The organism is Pedobacter sp. 05L430, from assembly GCF_056397585.1.
Window position 1 is genome coordinate 1 of record NZ_JBFTNT010000312.1, and the last position, 4,748, is coordinate 4,748.

Sequence of the window (4,748 nt, forward strand, 5' to 3'; positions counted from 1 at the left end):
ACTTCTTCCTTTGTTACCGTCCATGAGATGCAGGCCACAGGAATTGCAAGTATAAACAACCAATATTCGTGAGTATTCATAAAAATATTTAAAGAATGACGATTTCATGTTAGCTGAACAAAACAGCCATGTATTTGTTTAAACAATTTTTTTAATCATTCATTTAGTTTCTTTTCTTATAGTTCCATACCGCCCAGGCATTCAGTACAATGGCAAAAACACCAACAGTACCTAGTTGAGGCAATATGTCTCTTAACCCACTACCTTTAAGGATAACCATTCGCATTACTTCTATCAGGTAACTAACCGGATTGAACCTCGAAACTATTTTTGCCCAATCGGGCATACTGTCTATAGAGGTGAATAAGCCACCCATCAGAATAAAGATCATCATGAAAAAAAACATGATAAACATAGCTTGCTGCTGGGTATCACAAAAGGTTGAAATCAAAAGTCCGAAACCCAAAATGGCCAGCAAGAAAACAGATGCAAAGAGATACAGCACTAGCAAATTTCCGAGAGGTTCAATACCATAAATTAACCACGATACTAGGAGCCCTAGCGTAAACACCACATTTCCAAGTACCCAAAAGGGGATGAGTTTTCCCAATATAAAATGATGTTTTCTTATTGGACTTACATTGATCTGTTCGATAGTACCAAACTCTTTTTCTTTTACAATGTTTAGTGCCGATAGAAAACCTCCAATCATGGTAACCAGTATAGCCAAAATACCGGGAACCATAAAAAATTTGTACTTCATTAAAGGATTAAACAGATTGGATGAGCTGATCTCGATAACCGCAGCGCCGCTAAACTTTGAAACCGGCAGCAATTGCAGTCTTATATCGTTATTAAAGTCTCTTATGATAGACCCAAGATATGCTCCTCCAAGATTTGCCTTTACTCCGTTTATGGCATTTACGACAATAAATAGCTGTTGGTGGTTTTCGCGGACAAGGTTGCGCTCAAATCCATGCGGAATTTCCAGAATCAGATCGGCCTTGTCCGCTTCAATCAGTTTCATTCCTTCCTTAAAAGAGGCATTATATCCGGTAAGTTTAAAGTATCCAGAGGCGGTAACTTTAGAGATCAGTTTTTGGGAATAGCTGGAATGATCATGATCTACTACAGAAAGATTGATGTTCTTTACTTCATAATTTGCAGCAAGCGGCAGAATTATCAGTTGCATAACCGGCATTATGATGATCAGTAACAGTATAGCCTTGTTGCGAAATATCTGTCTGAATTCTTTTTCGAGTAAAAAACGGATCGTTCTCATGCCAGTCTGATTTTAAAACTTTTTAAACTCACTACTAATAAACCAAGGGTAATACCACCCAGAATTAACGTTTCTTTCCAAATGGCCGAAAATCCTAATCCTTTGATCATAATGGACTTCACAATTAAATAGAACCATTTTGCAGGAACCAGATTAGAGATCAATTGCAATGGGTAAGGCATGTTTTCTATAGGAAACATAAAACCACTGAAAAGCACTGTTGGTAAAAACATTCCCATCAGAGAGATTAACATGGCCATTTGCTGGGAATCTGTTTTTACAGAGATGAATATGCCCAGGCTTAGGCAGGTGATGATAAACAAGGTGCTTTCTACAAAAAGCAGGGCCACACTTCCGTTAACTGGCAAATCGAGCACATAAACACTCAACAGTAGGATGGAAGCTACATTTATGAGCGATAGAAAAAGGTATGGTACTGCTTTAGAAAGGATAACCAGAAGCGGACTAAACGGTGAAACCAATAAAATTTCCATGGTTCCTGTTTCTTTTTCTTTTACAATTGAAATAGCCGTCATCATTACACACACCAGCATTAGTACCAGGGCCATGACACCCGGAACAAAATTATGTGCACCCTTTAGTTGCGGGTTGTACAACATCCTTACTTCGGGAACTATCAAGTAGGGTATAGCTGCTGCTTTATCAATTGAATTTTGATAGTCCTGAATAATTGAAGAAACATAATTTGTAAGCATACTGGCAGTATTAGGATCAGAAGCATCGGCAAGAATCTGGATCTGTGCCTTGCGCTGATGGAGTAGGGCTTCATTAAATCCTGCCGGAAAAACGATGGCCATCTTAATTTTTCCTTTTTTAAATGCCGCTTCCATTTGCTTATTGTTCATCACGCTGCTTTGAATATCGAAGTACCTGCTGGCAGCTATCCTGCTGATGATTTGTTGTGAGGCCTGGTCTTTGGCCTGATCCATAACAATGATCTCAGAGTTTTTAACCTCGTTGGTTAGTGCGAATCCAAAAATAAGAATCTGGATAACCGGCATTCCAAATAGAATTAGCAAGGTCTTTTTGTCCCTCCAAACATGGGCAAATTCCTTTTTTACAAAGTTGATAAACTGTTCCATTGCCTTATTATTCTAATCGCTACGTTTTGCACCTCTGGCCAGATGATAAAAAACCTGGTCCATTGAGCTTGCTTTAAATTGACTTTTTAAATTAGCCGGGGTATCAAGCGCTTCTATTTTTCCGTCTACCATAATAGATATGCGGTTACAATACTCAGCTTCATCCATATAATGAGTGGTCACAAAAATGGTAATTCCTTTTGCAGATGCCTCGTAGATCAGGTCCCAGAATTGTCTTCTTGTTACCGGATCAACTCCTCCGGTTGGTTCGTCCAGAAATACAATTTTTGGTTGGTGTAAAACCGCAACTGAAAAGGAAAGCTTCTGTTTCCAGCCCAAGGGCAGGGAGGCTACTAATTTTTTAGCTTCGTTTTTAAGTTCTAGCTGTTCCAGTAAGTCTTCACTTTTAGTTTTAATTTCCCGATTGCTTAACCCATAGATTCCTCCAAAAAACCTGATGTTTTCCTGCACGGTGAGATCTTCATACAAAGAGAACCTCTGACTCATGTAGCCTATATTCCTTTTAATTTCTTCTGTTTGCTTATATACATCAAAACCTGCTACTGTGGCTGTACCAGAACTGGGTATAGATAAGCCGCATAGCATGCGCATGGCAGTTGTTTTACCGGCACCGTTAGCACCCAGAAAACCAAATATTTCGCCCTTTTCTACTTCAAAAGTAATTTCATTTGTTGCTGTGAAATCTCCAAAGCGCTTGGTCAGCCTATCCGTTTTTATTACATATTCCATAGCTAGTTCTTCAATAATTTGATGAAATAATCTTCGATGGTTGGTGGTACAGGCTTAATTTCAATCTGAGTTAAACCTTCAGCTTTCAGGTAGGTCTTCAGCTTATTATCCTCAAAAGAACCATTAAAGGAAACATGGGCATACTCGCCAAAGGCATAACAATCCATTACCTCAGGGTATTTTCTAAGTGCTTTAATCAGTTCATACATCTGATCTGCTTTGATTGCATATAGTTGCTCCGGATATTGCTGAATCATATTTTGAGGGGTGTTGATGGATAATATTTTCCCGTTCTGGATCAGGGCGATGCGGTCGCACAAAGTAGCCTCGTCCATATACGGGGTTGATACCAGAATGGTAATATCTTGCGCTTTAAGCCTTTTCAGCATCTCCCAAAATTCTTTTCTTGACACCGGATCTACTCCAGTTGTTGGCTCATCCAGAAACAATACGGTTGGTTTGTGGATAAGAGCACAGCATAATGCTAGTTTTTGTTTCATTCCACCTGAGAGTTTCCCCGCCCTTCTGTTTTTGAAGGGTTGGATCTGGACGTAGATATCTTCGATCAGATGATAATTCTGAGCGATGGTAGTGCCAAATACAGTAGCAAAAAAGCGAAGGTTTTCTTCGATGGTCAGGTCCGGATAGAGTGAAAATCTGCCAGGCATATAACCAATTGTTTTTCTAATCTGTTTATAGTCGGCAACTACATCATAACCGTCTATCTTTGCCGTTCCTTTTTCAGGAAGTAGCAGGGTAGTCAGCATCCTGAAAATACTGGTTTTACCTGCGCCATCAGGACCAATAAGGCCAAACAGTTCTCCCTTTTTTACATGGAAAGAAACATCATCGACAGCAACTAGCTGCTCTTTACCGTAGGTTTTACGGAGCTCGTTTACCTCGATGGCAAAGGCGCTGCTCATATTTTTTTAGATAAAATAATCTCTCCGTACATGCCTATTTTTAAATAGCCATCATTTTTTAGCTTTACCTTAATTGCATATACCAGATTGGCCCGCTCGTCTTTGGTTTGTATGGTTTTAGGAGTGAATTCTGCTTTATCGCTAATCCATTCTATAATACCCTCGTAAGTTTTATATTTTCCGTCTGCTGAATCAACCAATACCTCAACTTTTTGCMCAAGTTTAATAGCTGGCAACTGATTGCCAGTAATGTAAGCTCTTAAAATGATGGACGACAAATCACTGATTTTGTACAAAGGTTTGCCTATTGAAGCCATTTCATTTACTTCAACATATTTGACCAGTACAGTGCCTGCTGTTTCGTTTATAATTTTACTCTTTAAAAGCTGATCGTTTAACTGATCAATCTGTACATTCAATGGAAGTGTTTCTTGATTTAAACTTGTCGAGGTAATATTCAGAGAAGATCTCTGAGCAGCTATCTGTTTTTTAATAATTGCAATCTGAGCATTGGCGTCGTCCAATTGTTTTGGTGTTGCAGCATCGGCCTTTAAAAGATTGGTAATTCTTTGCCGTTCTCTGTTTGCTTGCTTTAGTTGTTCCTGGTATGCGGCTATCTGAGCTGGTACATCAGGCTTTTTACCTAGTACAACATTAATCTGGGCTCGCAGTTGTTTCTTTTTTAAGTAT

Annotated in this window: 5 protein-coding genes; all 5 read right to left on the bottom strand. The window is 39.1% G+C overall.

The genetic code is table 11. The features are described from left to right. Positions 1-163 precede the first annotated feature (163 nt). Positions 164-1,282, bottom strand: a complete 1,119-nt coding sequence (locus tag AC1DG9_RS23380) for an ABC transporter permease (RefSeq protein WP_288879332.1) — start codon at positions 1,280-1,282, stop codon at positions 164-166. Beyond that, positions 1,279-2,385, bottom strand: a complete 1,107-nt coding sequence (locus AC1DG9_RS23385) for an ABC transporter permease (protein WP_288879333.1) — start codon at positions 2,383-2,385, stop codon at positions 1,279-1,281. The genes AC1DG9_RS23380 and AC1DG9_RS23385 overlap by 4 nt, the downstream gene beginning before the upstream one ends. A 12-nt stretch (positions 2,386-2,397) precedes the next feature. Next, positions 2,398-3,135, bottom strand: coding sequence for an ABC transporter ATP-binding protein (locus tag AC1DG9_RS23390; protein WP_172662925.1), 738 nt, complete (start codon positions 3,133-3,135; stop codon positions 2,398-2,400). Positions 3,136-3,137: 2 nt separating this feature from the next. Continuing rightward, the gene (locus AC1DG9_RS23395; protein WP_288879334.1) at positions 3,138-4,058 is read right to left on the bottom strand and encodes an ABC transporter ATP-binding protein; all 921 of its coding nucleotides are present in this window, start codon (positions 4,056-4,058) and stop codon (positions 3,138-3,140) included. Then, positions 4,055-4,748 (bottom strand): HlyD family secretion protein (locus AC1DG9_RS23400; protein ID WP_477635339.1); only part of this gene is annotated, 694 nt, incomplete at its 5' end. The genes AC1DG9_RS23395 and AC1DG9_RS23400, both read right to left, overlap by 4 nt.